This is a genomic window from Streptomyces sp. NPDC058375 (assembly GCF_042723425.1).
GTDB lineage: Bacteria > Actinomycetota > Actinomycetes > Streptomycetales > Streptomycetaceae > Streptomyces > Streptomyces durocortorensis.
Window position 1 is genome coordinate 46176 of sequence record NZ_JBHXJG010000001.1, and the last position, 24523, is coordinate 70698.

The window sequence follows — 24523 nt, forward strand, 5'->3', positions numbered from 1 at the left end:
CGCCAGGCCCCCGGAACCTCCTCTGGGAGCGCTCTCAGCACTGTCGGTGCCCGGCGCTAGGCTGTAGACGAGCCGGCGGCCCGCGTATCGCCGCCCCGTCGACAAGGAGCGACCGCCTTGACCGAGCAGTCCCCCGGATCCCGGCCCACCCTGGAAGCCGTCGCGGCCCGCGCGGGGGTGTCGCGGGCCACCGCCTCGCGGGTGGTCAACGGGGGCGACGGCGTCCGCAAGCCGCTCGTGGACAAGGTGCTCAAGGCCGTCGACGAGCTGGGGTACATCCCGAACCACGCGGCGCGGACCCTCGTCACGCGGCGCACCGGCGCGGTGGCCGTCGTCATAGCCGAGCCGGAGACCCGGTTCTTCTCGGACCCCTTCTTCTCCCAGCAGATCCGGGGTATCAGCAAGGAGCTCACCGCCCACGACACCCAGCTCGTCCTGCTGCTGGTGGAGGGCCCCGGGGACTTCGACCGGATCGCCCGCTATCTGTCCGGCGGGCACGTCGACGGGGCGCTCGCGTTCTCGCTGCACACCGACGACCCGGTGCCCGCGATCACCCGGCGGGCGGGCATCCCGGCGGTCTACGGCGGCCGCCCCAGCTGGACCGCCGACCCGGGTGACCAGGCCGTTCCGTACGTCGACGCGGACAACCGGGGCGGGGCGCGGCTGGCCGTGCAGTATCTGAAGGACCTCGGGCGGCAGCGCATCGCGCACATCGGTGGCCCCGCCGACCAGACCTCGGCGATGGACCGGCTGGACGGCTACCGGGACGTGCTGCTGGACGTGGACCCGACGCTCGTCGCCGACGGGGCGTTCACCGTGGAGAGCGGGGCGCGGGCGATGGCCGAGCTGCTGGAGCGGCGGCCCGACCTGGACGCGGTGTTCGTCGCCAACGACCTGATGGCCTCGGGCGCGCTGCGGGTCCTGCGCGAGCGGGGGATACCCGTGCCGGAGCAGGTGGCGCTGGTGGGGTTCGACGACATGGACTCGGTGGCCTCGGAGACCGATCCGCCGCTGACGACCGTCGGCCAGGAGATCGAGGGGCAGGGGCGGCTGATGGCCCGGCTGCTGCTGCGCGCCCTGGACCGGGAGCGTACGGGCAGCGGCGAGGTCCCGGAGTCGGTGATCACCCCGACCACCCTGGTGCGCCGCGCCTCGGCCTGAGGGGCGGGGACGCGGCCCGAGAAGCCGACCGGCTCCGGGCATGAGTACGGCGGGCCGCCGCCCTGAGGAGCCGGAGACCCGCCGCACCGATCGTGCCCGTACATCAGCGTTCTACGCGTACGGGATGTCGCCCCGCACAGGACCTACACGTACGGGATCCGCAGCACCGCCGCGTCCGTACCGGTCTGCACCTGGGACGTGCCGCTGCCGAGCGCGTTCCAGATCTCCAGCCGGACCGTGCCGTTCTTCAGCTCGCCCAGGCTGCCGGTGGCCGCCTTGACGCCCGCCGCCTGCGTGTACTCCTCCCACCCGTTCACCGGGTCGGTCGCGAAGTAGCGGAAGGTCTCGGCCCGGTCGAACGTGCCGTCGCCGGTCAGGTCGTAGCTGACCCGGACCTGCGGGGCGAGCCCGACCTTGGTGCCCGCGTCCACCCGGAGGCGGAACGCGGTGGCGGCCCCGGCGGATACCTTGCCGTTGACCTTCTTCACCTCGTAGACGGTCGGGCGGTACGGGGTGCCGTCCCGGTTGACGCCGTCGGCCGAGGCGATGGTGTCCGCGCCCGCCGGATCGGTGGTGGCGGTGGTGAGGACGCCGCCGGTCTTGAGGCGGAAGGTGTTCCCGGTGCCCGGCTCCCCGGGCTCCTCCGGGTCGGGGTCGGGGTCGGTGCCGCCGGGGCCGGTGCTCGTGGCCGTCGAACGGGCGGGCACGGACAGGGTCTTGCCGTCGGAGAAGGTCACCGTACGGGCGCTGGAGCCGTGGTTGTGCGCGGTGTAGGTGCGCGTCCCGTTCTTGGAGAACACGGCGGAGGTGGGGATGTCGCCGCTGACCGTCATGTCGGGGGCGCCCACCGCCGCGAGGGTGTTGATCCAGTGGTAGGTGTGCGCCTTGGACTCACCCTGCTCCGGCTCGTAATTCCCGTTCACCCCGTCCCACTTGGCCTTCGCGGCCGCCGGGTCGGAGAGCGACTCGAACTCCCAGAGCAGGTCGCGCCACTCCTGGGCGGGCCCGCCGTTCTCGCGCTCCATCTCGGCGATGTTCCGCTTGATGGCGGCCTTCTCACGGGCCAGGTGCAGCGAACCGCCGGTCACCGGAAGGACGTTGATGCCGTGGATCTCCTCCGGGTTGGCGGTCCACCAGGTGGAGTACGCGCCACCGCTGCCCCAGACCATGCCGACCGTGTCATGGCCGAAGGAGCCGGGGAAGACCTGCTGGTCGGCGTCGAACCAGTATTGGGTGATCGCCTCGGACTCGGTCGTCAGCAGGTAGCTGCCGAGGTCGCGGAGGGAGTTGTCGCCCATGGCCGAGCCGAAGAGCACCAGGGCGGCGCTGAGGTTGATGGACTCCGAGGAGGACTCCTGGTTGTTGCCCGCCGCGAAGCCCTGGTGGCCGGAGGCCCAGCTGTGGCCCGCGTAGACGTCGAAGCCGCGCAGGAAGGGGTAGGCGGAGTCGGTGCGGCTGGCGTTGGCGGTGTCACGGATGAGGTGCTTGATCATCGTGCCCCAGGCCGAGTCGGCCGCCCAGGCCTGGTCGTACTGGGCGATGATCGCCGCCGCGTAGACGTAGTAGCTGTAGTGGAAGTGGTGGTCGTTGAGCTCGGTGTCGCTGCCGTACGAGGCCGGGTAGCCGGTGAGGGTCTTCCAGTCCTTGTCGTAGCTGAACTCACTGGCCCCGCCCGCCGTGAACCACTCCTGGAGCCGGCCCTTCATCAGGCCGAGGAGCTTGTCGCGGGTGGCGGTCTGGCCGATCTGGTCGGCGACGGGCACCAGCTGGGCGAGGCGGCCGAGCGCCTTGCCGGTCCAGTAGGTGTCCGAGGCCCCGGAGAAGGGGTCGGAGGCGTTCGCGACCTCGTTGAGATAGCCGGTCAGCCGGGCCTTGTCGACGCCGCTGGAGGCGGGCAGCGCGGGCACGACGCCGTTGTTCTTCTGGCTGGTGGTGAAGGTGGCTGACTCGCGCACCTTCATCGTGCCGCGCGGCGAGACGTACGTGTACGGGGTCAGCGCGTCGGAGGTGTGCAGCCACTGGTGGCGGTAGAGGGCCTGGAGCGTGCCGCGCTCGGTGCCCTCCTTGGCCTCGGTGGTCAGGCTGTAGGTCGCCCGCACGTTGCCGCCGGTGGTCTGCCAGGCCACCTGCGAGCCGGTGACGAAGCTGAAGGCGTACTTGCGGTAGGTGGCGAGCGCGTCCGTGGAGGGCAGCACGGCCAGCGAGAAGTAGTCCTTGGAGCCGAGCCCGGCGGTGATCGTGGAACCGGAGACGTTCCAGTCGCTGCCGGTCGGGGCGAAGAGCGCGTAGTGGTGCCCGGCGACGGTGATGCCGAGGACGTTTCCCTGGTCGGAGAAGACGGTGGGCGCGGAGGCGGTCGTGATCCGGGCGTCGCCGCCGGAGCCCTTGGCGTACACGAAGGGCATGCCGTGGCCGATGGTGGCCCGGAAGGTGCGGGAGCCGTCTGCCCAGTAGGGCGTGACTGTCCAGTCGGACCAGGCGTCGGCCTTGGTGTCGGGTGAGTTCAGGCCGGAGAGCCCGACGGTGAGGTCGGCCTTGTGGGCGTACTCGTACTGGCGGCCGTCGCCGACGATCGCGGGCGTGGTCGGATAGCCGACCTCCAGGCCGGAGGCCTTGGCCTGGTACGTGAGCGGGTGACCGTACATGGGGGTGCTGTACGGGTTGTCGCCGTAGCGCTGGAAGGCGAGCGAGGACCACCAGTCGTTCGTCGGGACCGGCTTGTCCCGGGCGGCGGTGGTGAGCTTCGGGGTGACGGGCGCGCCGGTGTTGGTGGTCGGCCCCTGGGTGCCGGCCGGGCGCGCGTCGGTGTAGCTGCCGGCGCCGGCGGGGATGGTGGCGGCGGCAGCGGGGGAAGCGGCGGGGCCCAGGCCCACAGCGGCCACGGCGATCGCGAGGAGCGTCGCGGCCGCGGGTCTGGGGGTGACTCGGGAAACGAGTCCGGAGAGGGAGGTCAGCACGAGCAGCACCTCGATCATGGGGGGCGAAGAGCGCATTCGAGAGCGCTCTCAAGTGCCAAGGAACGTAAAACTCCTGAAACGTGAGTGTCAAGAGAACGCACACAGACGGCAGTTGGGCGGACGTCCGATGTAACCCCAAGCTGTTATGCGTTCGAGTCTTGACGGGGCGGAGGTGGTGGGAGACGCTCCAGACGCAGGTTTTGAGAGCGCTCTCAAGGCGCTCGGTTCATCCCGAAGCCAAGGGAGGCTTCCCATGCCCATCGCCCGAGCCGCCAAGAGAGCCACCGCCCGCCTCGGCGCGGTCGTCCTCGCCGGGGCCCTCCTCGCCGCCTGTGGATCCGGTGACTCGTCGGACTCGTCCGACAGCGCGGGCGGAAAGGTCACGCTCAACGTCGACCTCTTCGGGTCCTTCGGCTTCAAGGAGGCCGGCCTGTACGAGGAGTACCAGAAGCTCAACCCGAACATCACGATCAAGCAGAGCGACACCCAGGACGAGGCGGACTACTGGAAGTCGCTCCAGACCCGGCTCGCGGGCGGCGGCGGTCTGGCGGACGTGCAGGGCGTCGAGGTGGGCCGGATCGCGTCGGTCACCCAGCAGCAGTCCGACAAGTTCCAGGATCTGAAGGAGTTCGGGGCCGACAAGCTCAAGGGCGAGTTCGCCGAGGCCAAGTGGTCGGCGGCGACCACCAAGGACGGCAAGATCCTGGGTCTCGGTACGGACGTCGGCCCGGAGGCGATGTGCTACCGCACGGACCTCTTCAAGGAGGCCGGGCTGCCCACGGACCGCGAGGAGCTCGCCAAGAAGTGGGCCACGTGGGACGGCTACCTGGAGCTGGGCAAGGAGTACAAGAAGAAGGCCCCCGCCAAGAGCGCCTGGCTGGACAGCGTCGGCTCGCTCTACGGGATCATGATCGGCCAGGAGAAGGAGCGCTATTACGACGCCTCCGGCGAGCTGATCTACGACAAGAACCCGGCGGTCAAGGAGGCCTGGGACACCTCCGTGGAGGCTGCCGAGGCGGGCCTGAGCGCCAAGCTCGACCAGTGGTCCCCGCAGTGGAACCAGGCGTTCTCGGCCGGTTCGTTCGCCACGATCCCGTGCCCGGCCTGGATGCTCGGCTACGTCAAGGGCCAGGCCGGCGACGCGGGCAAGGGCAAGTGGGACATCGCCAAGCTGCCCGGTGGTGCGGGCAACTGGGGCGGCTCCTACCTCTCCATCCCGCGTGCGGCCAAGCACAAGGAGGAGGCGTACGAGCTGATCGAGTGGCTGACCGCCCCCGAGCAGCAGGCCAAGGTCTTCCGGAAGCTGGGCAACTTCCCGTCCTCGACCGGCGCCATCGAGACGATCGCGGACGCCAAGGACGACTACTTCTCGGGTGCGCCGATCGGCCAGATCTTCGGTGACGCGGCGAAGGAGTCCCCGGTCCAGGTGCTGGGTGTGCACGACCAGAACGTGATGCAGCAGATCACGAACGCGCTGAGCGAGGTCGAGCGCAAGGGCGTGTCGTCGGACAAGGCGTGGGGGACGGCGAAGAAGGGCGTGGACAACGTGATCGGCTGACCCGCCGGTCCGTACCGTTCCGTTCCTCCCCGCCCTCCCCGGGGCCGGGCCACCGGTGCACACCACGGTGGCCCGGCCCCGCCCCCGTACGCCGCTCCGCCCTCTCCGTAACCAGCCCGCCCCCCGATCCCGAAGGGCCGCACCGTGTCCCTCACCGCCACCGCGAAGGCCGGGCCCCCCAGCCCCGCCGGAACCGGGCCCGGCCCCGACGACGGCCGGGCCGCCGCGCTCCGGCGCACCTGGCGCAAGGCCTCCCCGTACGCCTACATCGCCCCCTTCTTCACGCTCTTCCTGGCCTTCGGCCTCTTCCCGCTCCTCTACACCGCGTTCGTCTCGCTCTACCGGGTCGAGCTGCAGACGAGCGGCGAGATGGAGTGGCGAGGCATCGCCAACTACACGGCGCTGTTCACCGACGAGTTCTTCTGGACCTCGCTGCGCAACACGTTCACGATCGGCGTGCTGTCCACGGTCCCGCAGCTCGCGATGGCACTCGGCCTCGCGCACCTGCTCAACTACAAGCTGCGCGGCCGCACCTTCATCCGCACCGCGATCCTGCTCCCGTACGCGACGTCCGTCGCCGCCGCGACGCTGGTCTTCGCGCAGCTCTTCGGCAAGGACTTCGGGCTGATCAACTACGTGATCGGGCTGGTCGGCTTCGACCCGGTGGACTGGCAGACCGGCACGGTGGCCTCGCAGATCGCGGTGTCGTCGATCGTCGTCTGGCGCTGGACCGGCTACAACGCGCTGATCTACCTGGCGGGCATGCAGTCGATCCCGCACGAGCTGTACGAGGCGGCGGAGATGGACGGGGCGTCGCGCTGGCGCCAGTTCATCCACGTGACCCTGCCCGGCCTGCGCCCCACGATCGTCTTCACGGTGATCATCTCGACGATCGGCGCGACGCAGCTCTTCGGTGAACCGCTGCTGTTCGAGGGATCGATCTCGGGCGGTATCTCGCACCAGTACCAGACCCTCGGCCTGTACATGTACGAGCAGGGCTGGGGCTTCTTCCACCTGGGCCGGGCCGCGGCTATCGCCTGGGTGATGTTCGTCCTGATCGTGGTGCTCGTCGGGGTCAACGCCCTGCTCGTGCGCCGCCGCGCCGCTAAGGAGGCCGGCCGATGACCGCGCTCGCCGCACCGCCGACCGCCCCCGAGAAGGGCGATCCGCCGCAGACCCCGCCGTCGGGCCGGCGCATCGGCAAGGGAGGCGCGGGCCGCACGATGAAGGGCGGCTGGCTCTCCTACCTCATCCTCGGCTTCGCCCTCCTCATCTCGGCGTTCCCGTTCTACTGGACGATCGTCGCGGCCAGCCGGTCCAACGCCGACATGGCGAAGGTCCCGCCGAGCCTGCTGCCGGGCCCGAACCTGATCAAGAACTTCGAGCAGGTCCTCGAAGAGGCGGACATCGGCAAGGCGCTGCTGAACTCGCTGATCGTGTCGGGTTCGATCACGATCGGCACGGTCCTGTGCTGCACGCTGGCCGGATTCGCCTTCGCCAAGCTGAAGTTCAAGGGCCGCAACGCGCTGCTGACGCTGACGATCGGGACGATGATGATCCCGCCGCAGCTCGGCGTGATCCCGCTGTTCATGCTGATCGCCGAGCTCCAGTGGGTGAACCAGCTCCAGGCGGTCATCCTGCCCGGCCTGGTCTCCGCCTTCGGTGTCTTCTTCATGCGCCAGTACCTGGTGCAGTCGCTGCCGGACGAGCTGATCGAGGCGGCCCGGGTCGACGGCGCGTCCACCGCGCGCATCTTCTGGTCGATCGTGATCCCGATCGCGCGGCCGGGGATGGCGGTGCTCGGGATGCTCACGTTCATGACGGCGTGGAACGACTTCTTCTGGCCGATCATCGCGCTCTCCTCGCAGGAGCCGACCGTGCAGGTCGCGCTGCGCCAGCTGGGCGGCGGTTACGTCAACGACCAGTCGGTGATCATGGCCGGCACGCTGCTCGGCACGCTGCCGGTACTGCTGGTCTTCGGCCTGCTGGGCCGGCAGATCGTCGGCGGCATCATGCAGGGCGCGGTGAAGGGCTGACGCCCTGAGCCCCACCGCTGGGCCACCCGTCCCCTCCCCCCTCACTTCCTGGAGTGTCAGTCTCATGACCGCTGTCGATGCCCGCCCGGCGACCGCCGCAGGCACCCTCCCCGAGACCGGTACGGTGCTCCGTTTCCCCACCGCCTTCCGGTGGGGCACGGCCACCGCCGCGTACCAGATCGAGGGCGGGGCCGCCGAGGACGGCCGTACGCCGTCCATCTGGGACACGTTCAGCCGGACGCCCGGGAAGGTGCGCAACGGCGACACCGGTGACATCGCCGCCGACCACCTGCACCGGATGCCGGACGACGTACGCCTGATGAAGGAACTCGGCGTCACGGACTACCGGTTCTCCGTCTCCTGGCCCCGGGTCCAGCCGACCGGCCGGGGCCCGGCGGTGGAGCGGGGCCTCGACTTCTACCGCCGTCTGGTGGACGAGCTGCTGGCGGCCGGCATCAGACCGGTGGCGACGCTCTACCACTGGGACCTGCCGCAGGAGCTGGAGGACACGGGCGGCTGGCCGGAGCGGGACACGGCGCATCGGTTCGCGGAGTACGCGGGCCTGGTGGCGGGGGCGCTGGGCGACCGGGTGTCGACGTGGACGACGCTGAACGAGCCCTGGTGCGCGGCGTTCCTCGGGTACGGGAACGGGGTCCACGCCCCGGGCCGTACGAGCGACCTGGCGGCCCTGCGCGCGGCCCACCACCTGAACCTGGCGCACGGGGCGGGCGCGAGGGTCCTGCGGGACCGCCTCCCGGAGACGGCCGAGATCTCGCTCACCCTGAACCTCCACGCCCTGCGCCCCCTGACCGACACGGCGGCGGACCGGGACGCCGTGCGCCGGATCGACGCGGTGGCGAACCGGATCTTCCTGGACCCGGTGTTCCACGGGAGGCTGCCGGAGGACCTGGTGGCGGACACGGCGGCGGTGACGGACTGGTCGTTCGTGAAGGACGGCGACCTGGAGGTCACGTCGACCCCGATCGACTCGCTGGGCATCAACTACTACTCCCCCAGTGTGGTTTCGGCGGGTACGTCGGAGTCCCCGTCCCCGTGGGCGGGCGCGGAACAGCACGTGGCGTTCACCCCGGCGGAGGGCCCGCGCACGGCGATGGACTGGCCGGTGGACGCGAACGGCCTGTACGAACTGCTGACCCGCCTGCGCGACGAACTCCCGTCCCTGCCGCTGCTGGTGACGGAGAACGGAGCGGCGTACGAGGACTACGCGGACCCGGAGGGCGAGGTCCACGACCCGGAGCGGGTGGCGTACCTGGACGGGCACCTGACGGCGGTGCACCGGGCGATCGCGGACGGGGTGGACGTACGCGGCTACTTCCTGTGGTCGCTGCTGGACAACTTCGAGTGGGCGTACGGCTACAGCAAGCGGTTCGGCATCGTGCACGTGGACTTCGCGTCGCAGCGGCGGACGGTGAAGGACAGCGCGCGGTGGTACGCGGGGGTCATCGGGCGGGGCGGGCTGGAGCGGAGCTGATCCCCCTCGTTCACTGAAGGGCCCCCGGGTGCGTGCGCCTCGGGGCCCTTCGGCGTGCGCGACCCGGGGCCCTTCGGCGGGCGCGTCCCGGGGCCATTCGGCATGAGCACCCCAGGGCACTTCGGCTTGGGCGCCCGGGGGCCCTTCGGGGTGCGCGCCCGGGGGTCCTTCGGCGTGCGCGCCCGGGGGCCCTTCGGCGTGCGCGCCCGGGGGCCCTTCGGCGTGCGCGACCGCTGATTCTCCAGGATTCAACCGGACGCCTGACGCCCGATTCCTCCCGGATGCGGCTGGGCGGCTTTCGGCCGGATGGAAGATCGGGGATGCGCGGGAGGCGAGCGGTTGGCGGCAGCGATGAGCAACAGGGCCCCCGGGTGACCGAGAGCCCGTCCCGCCCCGGTGAACCGAGGTTGATGCCTGCCGGACTCCGCGGAAGGGCACACACCGCCCCCGTACGGCGACCGTGCGGGCAACCGCTTTCACTCCCCGAAGCAACATGGCGCGAATGCACCCCACGCGACAGGTGCCGCGAGACACGCCCCTTGACGACCGCCCAACCCTCGTCCGTATGGTCTAGACCAAGCAGCGAGGGCGGCCGGCCCCGTCGATCACGCACCGGCCCCAGCCTCGCTTCCCGCCCCCACCTCCAGGCGCGCACCGCCCCGCACGATCAACGGATTCCCCCCATCGCCCCAGGTGCCCGACGAGCCGCGCGGGTCCACCCATGCACGTTTTCCCACCCCCACAGACATCACGGGAGACCGCACATGAGCAGCCACACCGTAGAACCGAGCCTGTCCCCGACCGATGAAAGTCCTGAATCCTCACTGGCAGAGCCCCAGTTGGAGCAAGCTGCCCGCCCTCCCGGCTCCCGGTTCCCTCTCCGACTCGCCGAGCTGGTCGACACCCACGCCCTCACCCTGCTGAGGGCGACGGTCGGCATCGTCTTCGTCGGCTTCGGCATGCTGAAGCTGTTCCCCTCGGCCAGCCCCGCCGAGCAGGTGGCCATCGACGCGGCCACGAAGATGACCCTGGGCCTCGTACCGGAGACAGTGCTGCTGCTCTCCCTCGCGGCGCTCGAAACAGCCATCGGCATCGGCCTGATCGTCGGCCGCCGCCTGCTGCGCCCCGCGCTCGTCGCGTTCTTCCTGCATATGGGAGGCGTGTTCTCGACCCTCTTCCTCCTCCCCGACGCGATGTGGCAACCCCACTCGCCGGCCCCGACGATGGAGGGGCAGTACGTCGTCAAGAACGTGGTCCTGGTGGCGGTGTGCCTGGTCGTGGCCGCGAACGAGTGGAGTCACGGGGCCCGCCGCGGGTCACGAGGACGGTGACCGGCACAGCCGGCGGAACAGGCGACCTACGGATTCGACGCCGCCCGAAGCAGGCGCAGTTGACCGATCTCGGCGACGTTCTTCATCAGCTCGGCGTTCAGCCAGGCGGCCGCGTGTCCGATGGTGTTGTCCGGCGAGGTCTGCCACGGCAGCGTGGAGACGGCGTCAAGATCGACGTCGGTGAGTTCGTCGAGGACAGCCAGCCACTGGGTACGCAGATCCTGAAGCCAGGCGACAGCCGCCGGCCCGTTGCCCGGCCACGTGACGTCGGTACGCTCCCGGGGCGTCCGGCCTCGTAGGTGAGCGATGGCGGTACTCCACCACCAGCCGATATGCCAGCTCACCCAGCCGATGGTGGGAACAGGGACGGGGTCGGGCTCGGTCTCGGCCCAGTCCGGCAGCCAGTTTCCGGCGGGATCCGGACGCACGGTCCACGACAGATCAGCAGGTTCCCACAGGAAGTCATCGGCCCCGAGCCGCTCCAGGTGGTAGTCGAACAGTGACCAGGTCATGTCGAACTGCCAGCGCAGCAGCTCGCAGCGGGGATTGCTCATCCTTCGATCCTCGCATTCGGTCACGTAATCCGCTGAAAATCCGGCGCAGTTCAACACCGCTTTCATGGAACGGATTCGCTGAAACAGAACCTGGACATGCGCAGGATCATTTCAGGATGGAGCCGCCCCTAACGTCGTCGATGTCAGCACGGAGCACCGCAGTCGACCGCCGTTGGAGTTCATGATGCGCTCGCGTCTCGCCACCCGTTCCGCCCGTCTCGTCCTGGCCGCCGCCGTCGTGACAGCCCTCGCCGCGACCACGGCCTGCGGCCCCGAGGACCCCGCGGAGAACGGTGCCCCCGCAGCCCCCTCCGCTTCCGCTTCCTCCACCGGTGACGGCAAGAGCGAGACTCCGTCGGGCGACAACGCCTCCGCCAGTGAGAGCGCGTCGGCCGGAAGCTCCAAGAGCGGCGGCTCCACGTCCGGTGACAAGGGAGAATCCACCGGCGGCGACAAGAGCGGCTACGGCCAGTCCTGCGGCACCAACGACCTGGACTTCACGGTCACCTGGGAAGCCCAGCCGATCAGCCACTACCTCGTCACCGCCAAGGCCAAGTCCGGCATCACCTGCTACCTGGACGTCAACACCCCGAGCGTCTCCTTCGGTTCGGGCGCAGACGGCGTGGCCTCGCCCGTCGGCCAGGGCGGCGAGGACCCGATCAAGCTCTCCGGCTCCTCGGTCGCGTACGCCGGGATCGACGCCAAGACCACCGAGGGCGACGGCGGCAAGAAGTTCGAGAGCGTCATCATCGCCACCTCCGAGGACGACCCGAACCCGGCCCAGGTCGAGCTGCCCGACGCCCCCACGGTGGACAAGCCGATCGTCACGAACTGGTCGACCAAGCGCGACGAGGTCATCCCGCGCGTCATCTGACCGCCCGCCCCGTCACCGTAGGACCGGCGCACTCCGCACCACCGCGCCGACGATGCGAGAAGGCCCGGGTGCGCCGCACGACGAAGGCGCCCGGCGGGCCTCTCCCGCACGTGGGGGAACCCCCACCGAGGCGAGGTACGGCCCACCCACGCGAACCGCCAAGAAGCCGACGAGGTTCGATGGCTTCGTGATGGGACGAGAGCGCGCGCGAAAGAGACAACCTCCTTTCGGCATCCCGAAAGGCATCGTCCTGCTGGCGACACCGGAGGGCTGGCGCCACAGCATCCTCACGGAGGAAGGCGGAACGCTCTGCGGACGCCTTGCCGACGTGCCGGCCGACGCCACCCCGGCCGAGGCGCGGGCCGCCGTGGCCGCCATGGTGGTGAGCCTGGCACGCGACCTCCACGCAGCAGACGTCGACGTGACCTGGGATCCGCCTCGGGATCCCGGCTCCTGGTCAGCCCGAGTCACTGTTGCGTCGATCGCGCCGGGTACCTGAATCCGGGCAAAGGCTCGGACCACAGCGGACTCGCGCAGGTCGCCGACCGACTTCAGGATGCGGGGTCGAGCGCTGCTGTCAGCCGCGTCCGCCAGAGCCTGTGGCCATAACCATGTTCTGCGCGATCTCGTGGACAAAGCCGGTCTCCGCGCGTGCGGGGATTCTTAGCTCCACGCCTTCAGCGGAAGCTGCCCCCTGCCTGGCCGGATGACTTCGCGCTGGTCCCGGAGCCAGACGTGCTGGCCCCGGTCGGTGACGGTCAGCCCGAACTGCCCGGGACCGGGCCGCCCCACCGCCTCGTACTCCCACCAGGTCTGCTCGATCTCCTCCCACAGAAACCCGGGCCCGTACTGCCACACCTCCTCCCCGGTAACAGCCGTCGCCGCACTCCCGTTCTCACGAGTCACCCACACCTGAACACCCTCGTCGGTGTCCTGGTGGATGAGCCGGACACCGGGCAGCCGCGCCCCCGCGAACAGGGCGAACCCGAGATCCAGGAGCCGGGCGGGGTCCAGGCCGGCCGCCCGGGCCCGCCCCTTTCCCCCAACCTCGTGGAGATCGGGGACGCGGTGGGCGCGCATCGGCATGTACGTCGCCCCGCCACAGAACGGGCCCACGGCAGTTCCGTCGTCCTGAACCCGAAGCTGAACCAAGGCCCCGGACCAGAACTCCCGGGCCAGCGGGGCCACGATGATGTCGCCGGGCCGGACCTGCCGCAGCAGCGTGTGCGGGACGTACCGCAACGCGCAGGTGGCGATCAGGCGGTCGACCAGGCCGAGGCCGGGCCAGGGCTGTTCGCCGTCCCCGACCCGCAACTGCGGCCGATACCCCGCCTGGGCGAGAGCTTCGGCGGCCTGCCGGGCCACGGCCGGATCCAGCTCCACGCTGTGGACCAGATCATCACCGAGCCGCTCGCAGAGCAACGCGGCGACGTACCCCGTGCCAGTGCCGATCTCCAGCACCCGCATCCCGTCCCGGACGTCGAGGAGCCCGAGCATCCGGGCCACCATCGAGGGCATCGAGTTCGACGACGTCGCGATGCCCGGCCCGCCCTCGGCCCCGTCGTCGAGCTGCGTGACGACCGGCTCATCACTGTTCACCAACGCCAGCCAGGCATCCGTCCCCACCACCGGCTCACACCGGTCCGGCAACTGCCGCCAGACAGCGGACGGGACGAACCGGCTGCGCGGAACAGCCTCGAACACCCGCCGCCAACGACCCGTGAGCAACCCGCGATCAGCGAGACCCCGCACCAGATCCGGGTACGTCGGTGCCTGCGGTGTCCCGCTCACGACTGCGGGATGAACTGGGGGCGGCTGCCGTCCGGCGACGGCTTCGGCTCCTGCGGCGGCGTCCACGGCTTGTCCGACGGCGGCCCACCATGCTTACCAGCCTCAACCTGCACGAAGTTGATCGTCATCATCCATCTCCTGTGCTCGAAGCAACTGACTGATTCACCGGGCAGTGAAGCCGGTAAATTCCGTACGGCGGGAACAGATCAACCCGGCGCGGACAACCACCCTCCGCACACGCCCGACACAACAGATCCCGCCCAAAGGACGTGAGCCGCACGGCGGTCACCGGCACACGCCAACACGCCTCACACATACGGACATCCGTCACCGACAAGGCGACGCTCATCCGGCATCCTGGAGCGCGGTCGCCACGACGTGACACGGGCAGGTACACCCCGGCAGCCGGCACAGGGCATGCACCTCGGCCAGGTCCGTCACCAGGGCACTCCGGCAGACAAGACTGCACGGACCATCCGATCCCGCCGACAAGGCGTCCACGGCAACGACCGGCCTTCCGGCCTCCTCGGCGGCGGTGACCGGATCACCCCGCCACAACAACGTCACCCCACGATCGACGCAGTGGATCCCCGTCTCGTCCTGGACCGAAAGGTCGTGCGCCTCCCCGTCCACGAAACACCTCATCCGCGCCGCGCCTCCCGCCAAGCACGACCCAAACCCACAGCCGTCGGACAGCAAACCCCCGCACGACAGACCGCGCAGAACTGGGTATGCCCGAGCCACATCCTGTACGTGGCGTCGCCGCTCCCGCGCCGGCTGTTCCTCGTGTGACTTGCCCCGGCATGCGGCCGGGCGATGCGTAGTTTTCCCACGGGCACAGGATTGGTCATCCGGGTCTCCTCAACTACCTGTCTGGCGCGGACGGGTAGAGCATGGATGTCAGGACGACACGTAACTGCTACGGCGTGTAGCGGCGCGCACGGTTCAGACGGCTCCGACCCAGTGGGCGAAGTGCGTCAGACTCTCGGCGTCAGAGCGATGGAAGCGGCGCAGGTTCCGGGCGACCTCGCGTGTCCACGGGTGCTCGCGGGTGTGCTGGGGGGCCGCGGCACGCGCCATCCTGAGGCTGGTAAACGCCTCTACAGGGCGGCCTGCCCAATCCTGTGCCCTGGCAAGTTCAATGTAGAACCCGCTGCGGCGCTCGGCCGACAGACCGATGCCCGGTGTCCATGCGGCAGCAGCGCGGAGGGCCCGGTCTGCGTGGTCAGGTCCAAGGCTGACCGCGACGGACACTTCGTGGATACGGACACTTTCGGCCCCGAAAGCCGTGCCCAGGTAACAGCCTTCCCGGCCGACTTGTTCGCTCAACTGCCGCGCGTGAACCAGGTGGATATCGGCCGCGGCAGCGTTACGGGCACGACTCGCGAGCACTGCGGCCCGCATGTGAAGTGCGCCGCGAGCGGCTGCCTGCGTGCGCCCGTCCGGTGGCGGGGCCGCGTCGATGGCCCGCTCCAGAGCTACCAGACCGGCTGCATGGGCGCGAGCCGCGAAGAACGTCTCGGCGCGAACGTACGAGGCGGTCGCCTGGACGAGGGGGTCGTCTGCTCGATCGGCTGCCCAACGCATCAGGTCGATGAGCCGCGCGGAGAGGTCGTGTGCCCCGTGCTTGAAGGCGACTGCATCTGCGGTTCGAGCAGCAGAGGCCAGCATCCGCGCGGCATTCTGGTGTTCGGCCCCAGGCGCTGTGTGGACGTACCGAATCGCATCGGTCAGCAACCCAGGGATGACGGTGGCGATCCGGCCGTACTGGGCCGCGAGACGCCAGCCCTCCGCCTTGGTGATCTCATCGGCCACTTCTTCCGGTCTACGTGTCGGCGGCCCAAGCGCAAGGTCGTACCCGGCGATCGCTTCCGACAGGGCCGGCAGCGCCCGATGGACACGCCTCTCCGTGCCCACGTGATCGGCGCGCAGACGCGCGACATCCACCTCCAGGGCATCCGCGATCGCTTCGAGCACCTCATCGCTGGGCCGACGGGCGCCTCGCTCAATGGCCCGAACCATGGCGTAGGACACGTGGGAGGCCGCCGCAAGTGCGGTCTGGGTGTACCGGCGTGCACGACGGCATGCGGCGATCCGTCTGCCGATCTCCTGCGGACTGTCGGAGGACACCCACTGACCGTACGCGGGGGATGACTCTAAGGAAGCTGATTCCCTCTAGTTCCCTGCGATATCGGTGAGTTCCGTAAGCGACTGGACCACCCAATCGGCAGTCACGCGAACGTGATCGTCGCCGCCCCAGAGGTGTCCCCAGGGCCCCCGGCGAATGTGCGCAGTACGCAGTCCGGCCCTGACGGCAGGGAACGTGTCGTTCGCAGGGTGATCGCCGACATACACGGTTTCCCGCGCGGGGGCACCGGACGCATCCAAAACTTTCGCGAAGAACTCCCCCGAGGGCTTGGCGCAACCCCACTCCTCGGATGTCGCGACGAGATCGGCGGGCAGGTCGAGCGCCCGGAGCAACTCGCCGGCGCGCACGGTCTGGTTACCTGCGATCACGACGCGCATCCCGAGTCGGCGAAGCTCCGCGAGTGCGGGCCGGACGTCTTCGTACAGGTCGCTCTCATCAAGGTACTCACCACGTCCGGCTGCCTCACGGGCGACGTACTCGGCCCGAATGTCGATACCCGGCTTCACTAGCTTCAGCGCTTCGGAGTTGTCGAGCCCCTGGGCTGTCACGGCACCGACAAGAGCGGACAGCGTGTGTCGGGGCGTGCCGAGCCAGTCGGCCCAGGACCCCCAGTAGCGGTCGTCGCGGACGAGAGTCTCACCGATGTCGAACACGAACGTCTTCACACATCGAGCCTAGGGTCGATGACGACCGTCGCGCCATCTTCCCGGCCAGAGACTGAACTCAGTGGGAATCAAGGGGACACAGGTCACCGGGTCGACCGGTAGCTTACGGAGGGTGCTGGTGAGCGAGGAAGTTTGACGGCGCGCAACGCCTGAAGGCATCCGGTATGCGATCCGCCTCGCCGAGGCGTGAGAGGAGGGCGTCGTGTCCGACGACCTGTCTGCGGTGGGCCGCTTTCTGTACGAGGCGGGCACGCTCAAGCAGACGCGGCGCACCGGCTGGTGGATGGCCGGCGTCCGTGACCCCGAGAGCGTTGCCGAGCACTCGTGGCGTACGGCGCTGATCGCCACGATCATCGCGAAGCTGGAGGGGGCCGACCCCGCCCGGGCCGCCTACCTCGCTGTCTGGCACGACACGCAGGAGACCCGTACCGGGGATGTCAACCACCTCGGGAAGAAGTACGCGCCCGCCGGCAACCCACAGGAAGTCACCGCCGACCAGACGGCGGGCATGCCCGAGGTGCTGGCTTCAGCGGTCCGCGAGCTGGTCGCGGAGTACGAGGCGAAGGAGTCGCCGGAGGCGGTCTGCGCCCGGGACGCGGACAAGCTGGAGTGCATGCTCCAAGGCCTCGAATACAAGGCCCAGGGTTACGAGAACGCCCAGCGGTGGATCGACAACAGCCGCGGTCGTCTCGTCACCGATACCGCCAACCGCCTGGCCGGCGAGCTGCTGGCGCAAGGAAGCCTCGACTGGCTGCGTACCGCCTTGGGCGAGAACACGAAGTAGCCCTCACCGAAGCCCGGGGCTCGGGTCCTGAGCCCCTAGCCCCGGGCTTCGGGACGGTCGGGTCACTCTTCCGGGTGTACGTGAACGGGGCTCCGGCCCGAAGCTCAAGACCCGGGACTCGGGTGTCGGGATGCGAGACCCGAGGGTCGAGCGCCTTCCTTAACCGGTAGGGAAAGAAGGGGGGGTTAAGGAAAACCTCCCCACCTCCCCACCCCGTCACGGCCAGCCGGTATGACTAATCGTGACAGCTTGCGGCGCAGCGTGACGGCCGCTTACGGTGCGAGAACTACGAGAACTAAACGACCCCGACACGGTTTCGCAGACCGGGCCGGGGTCTCACCGCAAGATCGACGCCGTAGAAAGGCGATCCCGTGGTTACCCAGCACCATAGCCCTGCCCTGCCCGTCCCCGCAGTCTCCGCCGCGTACCCGATGGCCAACCCCGGCTACGGCAAACGCTCCGCGCCGGAGCAACTCCCCCGCACGCGCCACGACTTCGCCCTCCTCCCCACCCGCGAACGCTACGTCGCCGGATTCGTCGACCACCTCCCCGAAGGCGCGGCGATGAGCGTGAAGCAACTGGCCAAGCAACTCCCGCTCTACGGACAGCAGGCCATCTCCACCGCCCTGAACGCCCTCTCCGTCGCCGGGTATCTGCGGCGCGTCCGGTGCTCGGTCGGCACCGGCGACGAGACCCGGTGGGCCTTCCGCACGTTCTGGTCCCGCACCGCCCGCGACAACGAGTGGTGGAACACCTTCCTCGCGACCGAAAACGCCGCCCAAGCCACAGCACCCGCCGCCGCACCGCAAGCGCCCGCCCCCGACAGCGCCCCGCCGCCACCCTGGCTCCCGGTGGAAGGACCGCCGCTCGCGCAGCCGGAAGACCCGTCGCCTGCCGGACAGGCCCCCGAACCCACCGGCGTACCGCACCAGCGCACCCCACCCCAGGCACCAGCCGCCAAGCCCACGCAACCCACCGGGCCCTCCCCCGCCTACCTCGCCCTGGCCCGCCTCGGCCGCGACGACCACCGCCTCGCCCTCTCCGCCGACGACTGCACCACCCTCGAACCACTCGCCACGCAATGGCTCGACCGAGGCGTCACCATCGACTACCTCACCAACACCCTCACAGCCGGGCTCCCCACCCAAGTCGACTCCCCCGCCGGCCTCCTCCGCCGCCGCCTCATCGACAAACTGCCACCCCACCTGCCAGCCACCCCAAGCACCCCAGCCGACGCACCCGCCCCCACCCACCGCATCCTCGTCGAATGCACCGACTGCGGCCGCCCCGGACCCTCCGAAGCCCTCCCCGACGGCCTCTGCCGCCCCTGCCACCAAACCCACACCACCCCCGCCGACACCCCACCCGGCCCCACCGAAATCGCCGAGATCACCGCCGTGAAAGCCCACATGGCCAACCTCCGCGACCTGCTCAAACCCGTCTGAGCCCCACTACAGCCGAGGTGTTCCCGTCCGCCCAGTCCCCTGTTCCGGGCGGACGGGTGGTCTCTGCCGGTGCGAGGTGACGCGGCTACCCGACCGGCCCCGCCACCCGAAAACCCACCCCGATCCCCGCCAGGTCCTGCTCGTACGCACCATGGCGTCGCGCGCACCTCGCCAGATCCCGGTCGTGGCGGAAGGCCCCGCCCCGCGTGATGTGGCGGTCGAACGCCCAGTCCTCGGTCTCCGGCACCTCGGCGGGCGCGCCGGGGTACGGGGCGTAGAGCGTGGACGTCCACTCGTCGGCGTTACCCGCCATGTCCAGGATCCCGAACGGGCTCGCGCCCTCCGGGAACGAGCCGACCGGCGTCGTCGTGCCGACGCCCAGGTCCACCAGGTTGGCCAGGCCCGTGCGGTACTCCTCGCCCCACGGGAACTCCCGGCCGTCGTCCCCCCGCGCCGCCCGCTCCCACTCGTCCTCGGTGGGCAGGCGTACGACGGCGTCGAGGTGGTCTCCGAGCCACCGGCAGTACGCCGTCGCCTCCCCCCAGGTGACCCCGATGACCGGGTGGTCCGGCGCACTCTGCGGGGCGGGGCGTTCCGTGGCCGCCGCGAAGCGTGACCACTGCTCGACCGTGACCGGTGTACGGGCGATCCGGAACGCCGGGACGTGGATCTGCGCAGCCGGAGCCTCCTTCAGGTACCACTCCGCCGGTACCCCGGTGTCCACGTAACGGCGCGCCACCGTTGGGACTTCCTCGGCGGGGGTACCGCGACGCAGCGTCCCGGCCGGAACGTCGACCCAGTCCACCCCCTCCCCCCTCCCCGCCGCCCTCTCGGCCTGCTCCACCCTCTCCGCCCGCTCCACGCGCTCCTCCTTCTCCGCCTCCGCGGCTTCCTCCGAGGCCGGGCTCATGCCGCCGCCACCACCGTCTTCGCCAGATCCACCGCACCGGCCTCGGCCGCCTCGGGCAGCAGCTCGTACCCCTGCCTCTGGTACAGCGCGATGTTGCGGTGGCTGGCCGCGCCGGTCGACAGGACGATGCGGCCGGCCCCCTCCCCCGCCGACTCCGCCCGGCGCAGCAGCCAGCGGCCCACGCCGAGTCCCCGCAGGTCGGGGGCGACGGCGAGCCGTCCCACGTGCAGGTCCGTGCCGGTGCGGCGGGTGCGGACCATGCCGAGCAGCCGGCCGTCCCGCCAGAGGCCCGTCGCCTGCCAGTCGGCCAGCCAGGCGCGAACGTCGGCCGGTGACTCGTGGAGCGCCGGGATCGCCAGGGTGTCGTTGACGATCGACTCCTCCATCCAGCAGCAGCGTTGCAGCACGGTCACCTCGGCGGCGTCGTCCGGGCCGAGCGGGCGTGCGTACGAGCCGGGGAGCGGGCCCGCGACGGATGCCGTACGCTCCCGCTCGCGCATCGGGGCCAATGCCCTTGCCAGCCGCACCAGTTCTGCCAGCAGCCCTTCTGCCGCGTCCGCATGGCGCGCCTCGGGGGCCAGGCGGTCCCCCTGCATCGCGTCGGCGATCCGCAGGGCGACGGTCGCCCCCAGGGGCACCAGCCGCAGGGTGGTCACCACCTGCTTGGCGTGCTGGACCGCGCGGGTACCGGCCGAGGTGTGGCCGTAGCTGACGAAGCCGACCGGCTTCCAGGCCCACTCGGGGCCCAGGTAGTCGAGGGCGTTCTTCAGCGTCGCCGGCATGCCGTAGTTGTACTCCGGCGTCACGAGGACGAAGCCGTCCGCGCCGTCGACGATCCGACTCCATCGGCGGGTGTGCTCGTGCTGGTGGATACCGGTCGACGGGTGCTCCTCCTCGTCCAGGAAGGGGAGCCCCAGATCGCCGATCGCCAGGGGCACGAGGTCCGCGCCGAGCAGGTCGGCGCTGGGTCCGAGCGTGTCGGTCAGCCACTGCCCGACGCCGGGGCCGAGCGCGTTGGGGCGGGTGCTGCAGACCAGAACGAGGATGCGCAAGCGCTTCGTTGTCATGGAAACGAAATTAGCCGGTAGATTGATTACATGTCAACGAATGAGACGGATTCCCCGGGCGAGACGGAGTCCCCGGTCAAGACGGACTCCCCGGTCGACTGGCTCGCGCCCGACGAGGAGCGCGCCTGGCGGGCGTACCTCCGCATGGTGACCGCCGTCCAGGTCCGCACCGCCCACGACCTGGCCGAACTCGGCCTGTCCGAGCCGGACTACGAGGTGCTCAGCACCCTGTGCGAGCGCGAGGACGGCACCAGCACACTGCACGAACAGGCCGCCAAGATGGGCTGGTCACGCAGCCGCCTGTCCCGGCACGCCTCCCGCATGGAGGCCCGCGAACTCATCCGGCGTGCCCCCGACCCCGCCGACGGCCGGGGCTGCCTCCTCGTCCTGACCCCCACGGGCTGGGACACGCTGCGGGATGCCGCGCCCTCCCATGTCGCTTCCGTGCGCCGCCACTTCGTCGACCGGCTGACCCCCGACGAGCTCGCGGTGCTCGGCCGCATCGCGCAGAAGCTCAGCACCGACCGGGACGGCCTGTAGCGCCGGAACGATGGCGCACAGCCGGGGCACGGTGTCGGGGCGGGAACGGGGCACAGTGCCGGGGCGGGAATCAGGAAGCCGCAGTCAGGACGCCGCAGTCAGGACCTCCATGGCGGTCGAGATGTTCCGAGACAGGTCGATCATGCTGTCCAGCACCAGTCGGTCGTCGGCCCACGCAGCGAACTCTTCCCGTCGCCTCTCCACCGCCTCCCACGTCGGCTCGTCGAAGCCCTCGATCCCCCGGGACCGGCCCTCGAACCGCCGGCGGTGCACCACAGGGTCGGAGCACACCACCTCGATGAACACCACCGGCACGCCACGACGGGATGCCAGCGACCGCCACTGCGCCCGTGCCTCCTCCACAGCGTTGACCGCATCGATGATCACTGTCTGGCCCAGGGCCAGCACGCCGTCCGCGACCGCCTCCGCCACGACATACGCGGCGAGGCCCGTGGGCTGACTACGAGCCACCCCGGCCCGCCGCATCGCGGCCTCGATCGGATCCACCGACACGACGGGAGCGGCCAGCTTCCGCCCCAGTTCCTCGGCGACCGAGCTCTTCCCCGCACCGGGCAGCCCGGCCATCGCGATCAACATCAGCCCACCCTCGCACGGTCGACCGGTGCCGTCAGCCGTGCCCGAGCTGCGGCTCTCACCTCGGCCGTCTCCATCGGATCATCGCGCAGTACGGCGATCCGCCCCAGGACCTCCGCGTTCGATGGTGCCGAGGCGATCCCCAGCAGCCGTGTCGTCTCCTCGCAGTCCCAGAGGGACTCGGTGTACACGGGATCCAGGCCGTCGCGCCCGATGGCGGCCCACGCCTCCAGGTACGCGGTCCGTTCGTAGGAGTGAGGGGTGAACTGCCAGAAGCGCCGCAGGTACGGCAGGGCGTCGGCGGCATCGGCGCCGAACCGGGCCAGACGCCGGGCGGTCCGGTCGGGGCCACACCAGGTCCGCGACGTCCACTGTCCGGCGAGTTCGTCCACAAGCCCCGGAACAGCGTCGGGTCCGGGGTGGTCGGCGAGGACGTCCGCGCCCAACCGGGCCAGCCAGAGGCAGTCGTCCCGTACCCAGCCGTGCGCCGCCGGTACGGCGAGGGCTCCGAGGCGCTCGACAGCGCGCCTGACCAGGGGCAAGGATCGGCGGCCGTCCGGCGTACCCAGCGAGGGGACCAGGGGGATCAACCCCTCAGCAGGCTCTCGGCCGTTCAGCGCACGCAGCGCGTCGATCTTCGTGGTGTTCTCCGTACGGGCGTCGGCGAGCAGGGCGAGCAGTTCCGCGGTGCCGAGCCCGACCGGAGAGGGCCGCGCGACGACAGGGCGGCTCCGGGTCTCGATACCGAACCGGATCCACGGCTCAGGGCCCAACGGAGTCTCCGCCTCCGCGGCGATCCGGACACGTGCGACGTCGCCGAGGTCTTCCCACCACTCCAGCGGCCGGCAGGCCGCCACCGACTCCAGCACACGGACCCAGTGCTCGCCTTCGCGGACGTACGCACGAAGCCCTTCCCTGGCCTCGTCCGATCCGGCGAGAGCGAGGAGCTCCAGTACCTCGCAGGCACGCGAGCACGTGTCCACATCGCTCGCCAGCATGCCCACGACCGGTGCGGGGGACAGCTCCCCGTCCCGGATCAGCCGCGCCAGGTACAGGGCCCGGTCATCGGTCCCGTCCCATCGCCAGTCACGGCGGATCCCGTCGTACACGAATGCGGCGGCCCCTCGTCGGTCCCGGAGCGCCCGCACCGCGCCCCGACCACGTCCACGTTGCAGCAAGCCGTCCATGGAGTCGGGGTGTGCATACGGCGTTTCGTGTTCGTCGCTCATCACACGGCACCCTGCCCGACGCGGGCGGCGGCCCGCCAGCCGATATACGTCGGCCGGTACACCGGTCCGGGGGGGGGGACCGGCCCCGGACTCCTCACCCCGCCCACCTCCCCGTCAGGAACGTCAGCGCGACGAGCGTCGTCACCGGGGCGGCCACGCACAGGTACGCCGTCCTGAACCACGGCCGCCGCAGGCTCAGCGCCGCCAGACCGATCCACAGCGGCCACCACAGCAGCGTCGCGCGCGGGACGGACGTGTACCAGTACGAGGTGCCCAGCGCCCACAGGCTGAGGGCCACGTACACCGCTTCCGGCCAGCGGCGTCGGCGTACCAGCAGCGCCACCAGGGCAAGACCCACCAGCATCGCCGCCAACTCCGCCTGGAACATGAACGCGTAGCCAGTCGACTGCGTGCCGCCGAACGCCCCGGCCCAGGTGTTCGCCCACGCCTCCCAGGGGGTGTGGAACGTGCGGTACCAGCCGCGTTCCTGCGCGTGCTTCCAGGCCATCCAGTCGCCGGTGTGCGCGTGCAGATACCAGCTGTACGCGGCCGGGGGCAGCGCCGGAAGCAGCGTCCAGCCCGCCGCCCGCCAGGTCCGCCGGCCCCCGCCCGCACGGGCGGACAGCAGGAACAGCAGCCCGATCGCCGCCGCGAGGAACAGGCCGCTGACGCGCACCGCCGTCCCCAGCGTCGTCAGTACGGCGGCGAGCGCCCACCGGTGCTTCATCGCCGCGAGCCAGGCGGGCAGGCCGAACGCGAGGAACAGCGCCTCCGTGTAGCCCGCCGCCAGGAACACCGCGCAGGGCGAGAGCAGGAAGAGGACGGCCGTACGGTGGCCCGCCTCGCCCTCCGGCAGATACGCCCGCGCGATACGGGCCAGGGCCAGTACGGCCACCGCGCCCGCGACGAACGAGATCAGCAGCCCGGCCGCCGTCCAGTCCGGCACCACGGTGTGCACGGCACGGAGAAGGACGGGGTAACCCGGGAAGAACGCCTCCCGGTTGTCCCAGCCGCTCGTCCACGGACCCGAACCGGCGGGGAAGTAGCCGTCGCGCGCTATGTGGAGGTAGTGGTTCGCGTCCCAGCGCTGGAACGGCGCGAGGACCGGGGCCGCCTCCCGTGTGCCGGACTGTGCGGGGAACAGCCAGCGGGCGAAGTGGGCCGTGATCCACAGCGAGACGCGCGTCAGGAGGTAGAGCCACAGGACGCTGCGGTCGGCGGGGGTCAGGCGGGCCGCGGCCCGGCGAAGCCGACCGGCGGCCCGGGGCTCGGGCGGAGCGGCGGAGGCGGCCCGCGACTCGGGGGGCGCGGGGCGGGCGGGGGAAAGCGTGGACAACTCAGGCACCTTTCGGGCGCGCCTCGCGGGTGCGTCGGGGCGTGCGGGAT

Annotated in this window: 22 protein-coding genes; 11 read left to right on the top strand and 11 right to left on the bottom strand. The window is 70.5% G+C overall.

Annotation, left to right across the window (positions count from 1 at the left end; translation table 11 throughout):
* Positions 1–117: 117 nt before the first annotated feature.
* The gene (locus ACFWM7_RS00220; RefSeq protein ID WP_383253256.1) at positions 118–1161 is read left to right on the top strand and encodes a LacI family DNA-binding transcriptional regulator; all 1044 of its coding nucleotides are present in this window, start codon (positions 118–120) and stop codon (positions 1159–1161) included.
* 143 nt (positions 1162–1304) lie between these two features.
* Here the strand turns inward: ACFWM7_RS00220 and ACFWM7_RS00225 are convergent, their stop codons facing one another.
* A complete protein-coding gene (locus ACFWM7_RS00225) occupies positions 1305–4136 on the bottom strand; it encodes a glycosyl hydrolase (protein ID WP_383253390.1) in 2832 nt (943 codons plus the stop codon).
* 235 nt (positions 4137–4371) lie between these two features.
* On the opposite strand from ACFWM7_RS00225, the gene ACFWM7_RS00230 reads away from it, so the two are divergent.
* The 5 genes from ACFWM7_RS00230 to ACFWM7_RS00250 all read left to right on the top strand — a co-directional run bounded on the left by ACFWM7_RS00230 (position 4372) and on the right by ACFWM7_RS00250 (position 10535).
* Positions 4372–5676: an ABC transporter substrate-binding protein gene (locus ACFWM7_RS00230; RefSeq protein WP_383253258.1), complete on the top strand. Its 1305-nt coding sequence runs from the start codon at positions 4372–4374 to the stop codon at positions 5674–5676.
* A 144-nt stretch (positions 5677–5820) separates the two neighbouring features.
* Positions 5821–6801: a carbohydrate ABC transporter permease gene (locus tag ACFWM7_RS00235; RefSeq protein ID WP_383253260.1), complete on the top strand. Its 981-nt coding sequence runs from the start codon at positions 5821–5823 to the stop codon at positions 6799–6801.
* Positions 6798–7712: a carbohydrate ABC transporter permease gene (locus tag ACFWM7_RS00240; protein ID WP_097990513.1), complete on the top strand. Its 915-nt coding sequence runs from the start codon at positions 6798–6800 to the stop codon at positions 7710–7712. The genes ACFWM7_RS00235 and ACFWM7_RS00240 overlap by 4 nt, the downstream gene beginning before the upstream one ends.
* Before the next feature lie 64 nt (positions 7713–7776).
* Positions 7777–9204, top strand: a complete 1428-nt coding sequence (locus ACFWM7_RS00245; protein ID WP_383253263.1) for a GH1 family beta-glucosidase — start codon at positions 7777–7779, stop codon at positions 9202–9204.
* 764 nt (positions 9205–9968) lie between these two features.
* A complete protein-coding gene (locus tag ACFWM7_RS00250) occupies positions 9969–10535 on the top strand; it encodes a DUF417 family protein (RefSeq protein ID WP_383253266.1) in 567 nt (188 codons plus the stop codon).
* A 26-nt stretch (positions 10536–10561) separates the two neighbouring features.
* Here ACFWM7_RS00250 and ACFWM7_RS00255 read toward each other — a convergent pair whose 3' ends face one another.
* A complete protein-coding gene (locus tag ACFWM7_RS00255) occupies positions 10562–11089 on the bottom strand; it encodes a DinB family protein (RefSeq protein WP_383253392.1) in 528 nt (175 codons plus the stop codon).
* 184 nt (positions 11090–11273) lie between these two features.
* Here ACFWM7_RS00255 and ACFWM7_RS00260 point away from each other — a divergent pair, with 184 nt between their 5' ends.
* Positions 11274–11963 carry a hypothetical protein gene (locus ACFWM7_RS00260; RefSeq protein ID WP_383253394.1) on the top strand — a complete coding sequence of 230 codons (690 nt, stop codon included), beginning with the start codon at positions 11274–11276 and terminating at the stop codon, positions 11961–11963.
* Positions 11964–12150: 187 nt separating this feature from the next.
* Entirely contained in the window at positions 12151–12462 is a 312-nt protein-coding gene (locus ACFWM7_RS00265; protein ID WP_383253268.1) for a hypothetical protein, read from the top strand.
* A 164-nt stretch (positions 12463–12626) separates the two neighbouring features.
* On the opposite strand, the gene ACFWM7_RS00270 is transcribed toward ACFWM7_RS00265, so the two are convergent.
* The 4 genes from ACFWM7_RS00270 to ACFWM7_RS00285 all read right to left on the bottom strand — a co-directional run bounded on the left by ACFWM7_RS00270 (position 12627) and on the right by ACFWM7_RS00285 (position 16568).
* Complete coding sequence (locus tag ACFWM7_RS00270; protein ID WP_383253271.1) at positions 12627–13754, bottom strand: methyltransferase domain-containing protein; 1128 nt, start codon at positions 13752–13754, stop codon at positions 12627–12629.
* On the bottom strand, positions 13751–13882 hold the full coding sequence (locus ACFWM7_RS00275; protein WP_383253274.1) for a hypothetical protein: 132 nt from the start codon (positions 13880–13882) through the stop codon (positions 13751–13753). Before ACFWM7_RS00275 ends, ACFWM7_RS00270 begins: the two co-directional genes overlap by 4 nt.
* An 817-nt stretch (positions 13883–14699) precedes the next feature.
* Positions 14700–15884 (bottom strand): helix-turn-helix domain-containing protein, encoded by a 1185-nt coding sequence (locus ACFWM7_RS00280; protein WP_383253276.1) that lies wholly within the window; start codon positions 15882–15884, stop codon positions 14700–14702.
* A 45-nt stretch (positions 15885–15929) separates the two neighbouring features.
* Positions 15930–16568 (bottom strand): HAD family hydrolase, encoded by a 639-nt coding sequence (locus tag ACFWM7_RS00285; RefSeq protein WP_383253278.1) that lies wholly within the window; start codon positions 16566–16568, stop codon positions 15930–15932.
* 202 nt (positions 16569–16770) lie between these two features.
* On the opposite strand from ACFWM7_RS00285, the gene ACFWM7_RS00290 reads away from it, so the two are divergent.
* Together ACFWM7_RS00290 and ACFWM7_RS00295 are read left to right on the top strand one after the other, a co-directional pair.
* Positions 16771–17352: an HD family hydrolase gene (locus tag ACFWM7_RS00290; RefSeq protein WP_383253280.1), complete on the top strand. Its 582-nt coding sequence runs from the start codon at positions 16771–16773 to the stop codon at positions 17350–17352.
* A 371-nt stretch (positions 17353–17723) separates the two neighbouring features.
* Entirely contained in the window at positions 17724–18797 is a 1074-nt protein-coding gene (locus ACFWM7_RS00295; protein WP_383253282.1) for a MarR family transcriptional regulator, read from the top strand.
* Between the two features lie 85 nt (positions 18798–18882).
* Here ACFWM7_RS00295 and ACFWM7_RS00300 read toward each other — a convergent pair whose 3' ends face one another.
* A complete protein-coding gene (locus ACFWM7_RS00300) occupies positions 18883–19707 on the bottom strand; it encodes a formylglycine-generating enzyme family protein (RefSeq protein ID WP_383253284.1) in 825 nt (274 codons plus the stop codon).
* On the bottom strand, positions 19704–20774 hold the full coding sequence (locus ACFWM7_RS00305) for a GNAT family N-acetyltransferase (protein WP_383253286.1): 1071 nt from the start codon (positions 20772–20774) through the stop codon (positions 19704–19706). The genes ACFWM7_RS00300 and ACFWM7_RS00305 overlap by 4 nt, the downstream gene beginning before the upstream one ends.
* 144 nt (positions 20775–20918) lie before the next feature.
* Here ACFWM7_RS00305 and ACFWM7_RS00310 point away from each other — a divergent pair, with 144 nt between their 5' ends.
* On the top strand, positions 20919–21314 hold the full coding sequence (locus ACFWM7_RS00310; protein WP_383253396.1) for a MarR family winged helix-turn-helix transcriptional regulator: 396 nt from the start codon (positions 20919–20921) through the stop codon (positions 21312–21314).
* Between the two features lie 84 nt (positions 21315–21398).
* Here ACFWM7_RS00310 and ACFWM7_RS00315 read toward each other — a convergent pair whose 3' ends face one another.
* From ACFWM7_RS00315 to ACFWM7_RS00325, 3 genes are all read right to left on the bottom strand, one after another.
* Positions 21399–21911, bottom strand: coding sequence for an AAA family ATPase (locus ACFWM7_RS00315; RefSeq protein WP_383253288.1), 513 nt, complete (start codon positions 21909–21911; stop codon positions 21399–21401).
* Entirely contained in the window at positions 21911–23137 is a 1227-nt protein-coding gene (locus ACFWM7_RS00320) for a hypothetical protein (protein ID WP_383253290.1), read from the bottom strand. The genes ACFWM7_RS00315 and ACFWM7_RS00320 overlap by 1 nt, the downstream gene beginning before the upstream one ends.
* A gap of 94 nt (positions 23138–23231) precedes the next feature.
* Positions 23232–24473, bottom strand: a complete 1242-nt coding sequence (locus ACFWM7_RS00325; RefSeq protein ID WP_383253292.1) for a mannosyltransferase family protein — start codon at positions 24471–24473, stop codon at positions 23232–23234.
* Positions 24474–24523 lie beyond the last annotated feature (50 nt).